The following is a 4,360-nucleotide window of genomic DNA, read 5'->3' on the forward strand; positions in this document are numbered from 1 at the left end:
GCCCTGTTGTCGTCGAAAAGATCCAGCCTTCAGGGATGCTTCTCGTCGGATATCGGTTCTGACGCCTACCCAGGCACCAAATGCAGGCTAGACAAACTCCGGAATGGCACAGCAACGGCACCAAAGCGATTTGAGCGCCGAATCCAGGTCGGCAAGGCAAGGTTCGCGCATCCTCATTGTCGAAGACGATCTTGAGATCGCGCGCATGCTGGGCGAGACGCTCACCGACAACGGCATGATCGTGGAAATTGCCGAGAGCGGCGTCCAGATGAACGCCGCGCTTCGCAACCAGAAATTCGATCTCATCGTGCTCGATGTCATGCTGCCGGGCGAAAACGGTCTCAACATCTGCCGCCGTCTTCGTGCCGGAACCAACATTCCGATCCTGATGCTGACCGCGCTCGGTGAGGAAATCGACCGCATCTTCGGGCTGGAAATCGGCGCCGACGACTATGTGACGAAACCGTTCAGCGCGCGCGAATTGACGGCCAGGATACGGGCGCTGCTGCGCCGCACAGCCTATGCTCCAGACGAGCGGGACTGGTCGAAGGTGCTTCGTTTCAACGGCTGGCGCCTCGATCCAATACGCCGGCAATTGCATGACCCCAACAATGCGCGGGTTACGACCACGACGCATGAATTCGACCTGTTGCTTGCCTTTTGTCGCAATGCGGGCCGGGTTCTCTCTCGCGAGGAACTTCTGGGCGTAACCCATGCCGGGCTCGCGGGGCCGATCGAGCGTAGCGTCGATGTCCATATCAGTCGAATCCGCAGGAAGATCGAAAAGGATGCGCGCGATCCGGTGCTTTTGAGGACCGTTCGGTTGGGTGGCTATATCTTCACCGCGACGGTGGAGGAAGCATGAGTGATATCCTCCGCCGTTTCCTGCCGCAGTCTGTGCGTGGGCAGTTTGTGGCGATCATTTTCATCGCGGTGATCGTGATCATGTTCGTCGGTTCGGTCGTTGAGAGTTTCATAGAGAACGTCGACCTTCCCGCCGCGGAAGATAACGCAAGGCGTGCAGGCGTTGTTGCTGCCTTGTTGCAAGAAACGCCGGCGGAGGCGCGTGGCGCAATTCTGGCGACAGCAAAGCGGGCCGGCTTTGATTTCGAGATATTGCCCAGGGACCAGATAGCCGGCATTCCCCAGTCCTATCTGCAATGGCGAAGTGTCGAATGGCTTTTGCGTATCGACAGGGGGACGGTTGATGGACGCTGGCTAAGGATCGGCGGCCGATACGCGTTTGTCATCGACTTGGACCAGCAGGACGTCCTGGCCCATTTCGGCATGCCCGATTCCTGGCTGACATCGGGCCTCGTCCGTGCCTCGTTCTACAGGTTCATGGCTTTCGTCGCCTTGCCCGTGCTGATCTGGCTGTTTGCGGTTTGGGCCGTGACGGATCCATTGAAGCGCATCTCGGCAGCAGTCGGTTCGGCCGAGATTGAGAATGGCGAACAGCTCTTCGTCGAACACGGCTCCATTGAAATGGTGGGATTGGCGCGCGCCCTGAACAGGATGAGGACGCGCATCCGCACGATGATCGAAAATCGCACGCGCATGTTGCGCAGCGTCAGTCATGATCTGCGCACGCCGTTGACGCGGCTGCGGCTTCGCGCCGAGCGTATGGATGATGGACCCATCCGAACCGCAATCCTGTCCGATGTCCAGCACATCGAAATCTTGATCGACGAGACCCTGACCTATCTGCGCAACGATGTTTCGACGGAGAAGCTGCAGCTCGCCGACATTGCCAGCGTTCTGCAAACCGTCTGCGCCGAGTTCTCCGATGTCGGATTTCCTGTCTCATATTCCGGGCCGGACCGGCTCCTGGGCTGGTGCAAGCCCAATGCATTGGCGCGTGCGATCGCCAATCTCTGCGACAACGGGGTCAAATTCGCTGGCAATGTCACGGTCGCCTTGACAGCGACCGGCACGGCGGCGCGCATCACGGTAGGGGACGACGGGCCGGGTATTCCGATGACGGCACGCGCCCGTGTTTTCGAACCATTCTTCAAGGAAGACGCGTCGCGTGGCATTGCATCGAAGCATGGCTTCGGTCTGGGCCTGTCGATCGTTGCCGACATCGTCCAGGGTCACGGCGGCAGGATCGAATTGGAGGACAACCAGCCCAGCGGACTGGTCGTCACCATCGACCTGCCGAATGCCGCTGGCGTGCAGTCGGCATAGACGGCCTCCTGCCGGGCAGACGCGCTCTAAGCCGGCAGGCCGGGGCGATCGAGCTTTTTGGGCGACAGCGTGAAAATCTCGCACCCTGTGTCGGTCACGCCGATCGTGTGCTCGTACTGCGCCGACAGCGAGCGGTCGCGCGTCACCGCAGTCCAGCCGTCCGACAGAACCTTCACATGCGGCCTGCCCAGATTGATCATCGGCTCGATGGTGAAGATCATGCCTGGCCGCATCTCGACGCCTTCATTGGCGCTGCCGTAATGCAGGATGTTCGGCGCGTCATGGAACAACTGGCCGACGCCGTGGCCGCAGAAGTCGCGCACCACCGAGCAGCGCTCGCCTTCGGCAAAGGTCTGGATGGCGGCGCCGATGGCGCCGGTGCGGGCGCCCGGCCTGACCGCTGCAATGCCGCGCATCAGGCATTCATGCGTGACTTCGAGCAGGCGCTCGGCGGCGCGCTTGATCGTGCCGACCGGATACATGCGCGAAGAATCGCCGTGACAGCCGTCGAGGATGTAGGTGACGTCGATGTTGACGATGTCGCCATCCTTGAGCGGCTTGTTGTCGGGAATGCCATGGCAGACGACATGGTTGATCGAGGTGCAGGACGATTTCGTGTAGCCGCGATAGTTGAGCGTCGCCGGCAGCGCGCCGTGGTCCATGCCGAATTCGAAGACGAAGCGGTCTATTGCTTCGGTGGTGACGCCGGGCTGGACCATCGGCACCAGCTCGTCGAGGCAGCGTGCGGTGAGATCGCATGCCTTGCGCATGCCGGCAAAGCCGTCCTCGCCATAGAGGCGGATCTGGCCGGTATTTCTGAGCGGGGCCGTGGCAGCGTCGAGATAGGTGACCATTTTGTCCGTGTAGCGGGTAGGGCTCTGCAGGAGAGCCAGCGTGAAAATTTCCCCAGATTTGGCACTTGAGGGCAAAAGGTTCAAGGAAGAACTGTCTGATGCGGCCGCGCGCTTCCCGATATTTGCCTCGCAAGGGCGATGTCTTGCCGGTTTTTGCCCGGTTTGCTTCCCTTTCTGGCCATGGTGCGTTAGGGCGGGTGATGTTTTCGAGATCGCGTCCCTTCGCGGCGGCCAGGCAAACCGGATGGCCTGAAGCGCCGCTGACGGCAGCGTGCTCATGCCTGATGGGCATGGTGCTGCTCGCGATGCTGTGCTTCGGCCTGCCGGTGGCGTCAGGCTTTGCGGGGTCTGCGCCAAGCGGTGTCAGCGTCGGTGTCGAGCGGTCGGGCGAAGTGGCGGCGCTGCTGCGTGTCACCGGCAAGGCGCAAGCGCTGGAGGTTCGTGCCGGCCGTCCGGTCCTGGTCAAGTTCGCCGGCGGCCACCCCGCGCTTCCGGTCCCCGACGCTGTTTTTCTTTGGGCCGAACGGCCATCGCAAAGAGCGATGGTTTCGGGATATGGGGCCGCCTCGGTTCCCGGGGCGAGCACCAACCAGCCGCGCGCACCCCCGACCATCACGGCCTGAGCGGCCCAGGGCCGTACCCCCACCTCATCGCTATTCCTGTTCGCGTCGTGATCGTGCGGCGGCTGTCGGCCGCGCAGCGGTCGCGCGGCGCGTCATTTCCGGATTTTTTCAATGCAACAACGCATCAAGACCTTCAAAACCCTGTCGCGCGCGGCCTCGGCTGCCGCGTTCCTCTGCGTCCAGGCGCTCATCTGCATCGGAACCGTCTATTGGGCGGTTGCCGAGACGCTCGGCCTGTCGGCGATGGCGGCCCTTGTTCTCGGCGGCATCTTCGCCGTGCCGACGGTATTTGTACTGATCACCGCCAGTCGCATGGCCTTCGACGCGGAGACGGATCCGGCGAACCAGTGAGCATATGTCACCCCAGGACAGATCTCGGGTGCGCGATTTGTTTGGCGCGACATGGCGGCCCGCGACCCAAGTGACGACACATTTCTGGGCCAGAAGCCGGTCAAAGCAACTTTTGACGACGAACGGCGTTGCCTCGGCGATGCCGTTCGGGAGACAGGAAATGGATAGACTGCAATTCGAGGTGCCTGTGCGCATAGCGCCTGGACCCGGTCTGCCAGTCGAGGAAATCTATGGCGTCGAACAGGCGCTCGATTTTCTCCAGGACTGGCCTGCGCGCCGTCAGGGCCCGATCTATCAGAAAGCGTTCAACGCCTGCTTCGGCGCCACGGTGGACGTGGTCAAGAC

General features: G+C 61.8%; 6 protein-coding genes. 5 read left to right on the forward strand and 1 reads right to left on the reverse strand.

Going from position 1 to position 4,360, the window contains the following annotated elements; genetic code table 11:
* The first annotated feature begins 103 nt into the window (after positions 1-103).
* Entirely contained in the window at positions 104-865 is a 762-nt protein-coding gene (locus tag EN984_RS24105) for a response regulator transcription factor (protein ID WP_032900681.1), read from the forward strand.
* Positions 862-2,187 (forward strand): HAMP domain-containing sensor histidine kinase, encoded by a 1,326-nt coding sequence (locus tag EN984_RS24110; RefSeq protein ID WP_127383996.1) that lies wholly within the window; start codon positions 862-864, stop codon positions 2,185-2,187. Before EN984_RS24105 ends, EN984_RS24110 begins: the two co-directional genes overlap by 4 nt.
* Positions 2,188-2,213: 26 nt before the next feature.
* On the opposite strand, the gene map is transcribed toward EN984_RS24110, so the two are convergent.
* Positions 2,214-3,041 carry a type I methionyl aminopeptidase gene (gene map / locus EN984_RS24115; RefSeq protein ID WP_127271537.1) on the reverse strand — a complete coding sequence of 276 codons (828 nt, stop codon included), beginning with the start codon at positions 3,039-3,041 and terminating at the stop codon, positions 2,214-2,216.
* Positions 3,042-3,241: 200 nt separating this feature from the next.
* Between map and EN984_RS24120 the strand changes: the two genes are divergently transcribed.
* The 3 genes from EN984_RS24120 to EN984_RS24130 form a co-directional block, all read left to right on the forward strand.
* Positions 3,242-3,664 carry a hypothetical protein gene (locus EN984_RS24120; RefSeq protein WP_127272230.1) on the forward strand — a complete coding sequence of 141 codons (423 nt, stop codon included), beginning with the start codon at positions 3,242-3,244 and terminating at the stop codon, positions 3,662-3,664.
* A 111-nt stretch (positions 3,665-3,775) separates the two neighbouring features.
* On the forward strand, positions 3,776-4,015 hold the full coding sequence (locus tag EN984_RS24125) for a hypothetical protein (protein ID WP_127271424.1): 240 nt from the start codon (positions 3,776-3,778) through the stop codon (positions 4,013-4,015).
* Between the two features lie 160 nt (positions 4,016-4,175).
* The coding region (locus EN984_RS24130) for a DUF982 domain-containing protein (RefSeq protein WP_164765606.1) at positions 4,176-4,360 on the forward strand (185 nt) is incomplete at its 3' end.

Source organism: Mesorhizobium sp. M7A.F.Ca.CA.004.12.1.1 (genome assembly GCF_003997835.1).
Classification (GTDB): domain Bacteria; phylum Pseudomonadota; class Alphaproteobacteria; order Rhizobiales; family Rhizobiaceae; genus Mesorhizobium.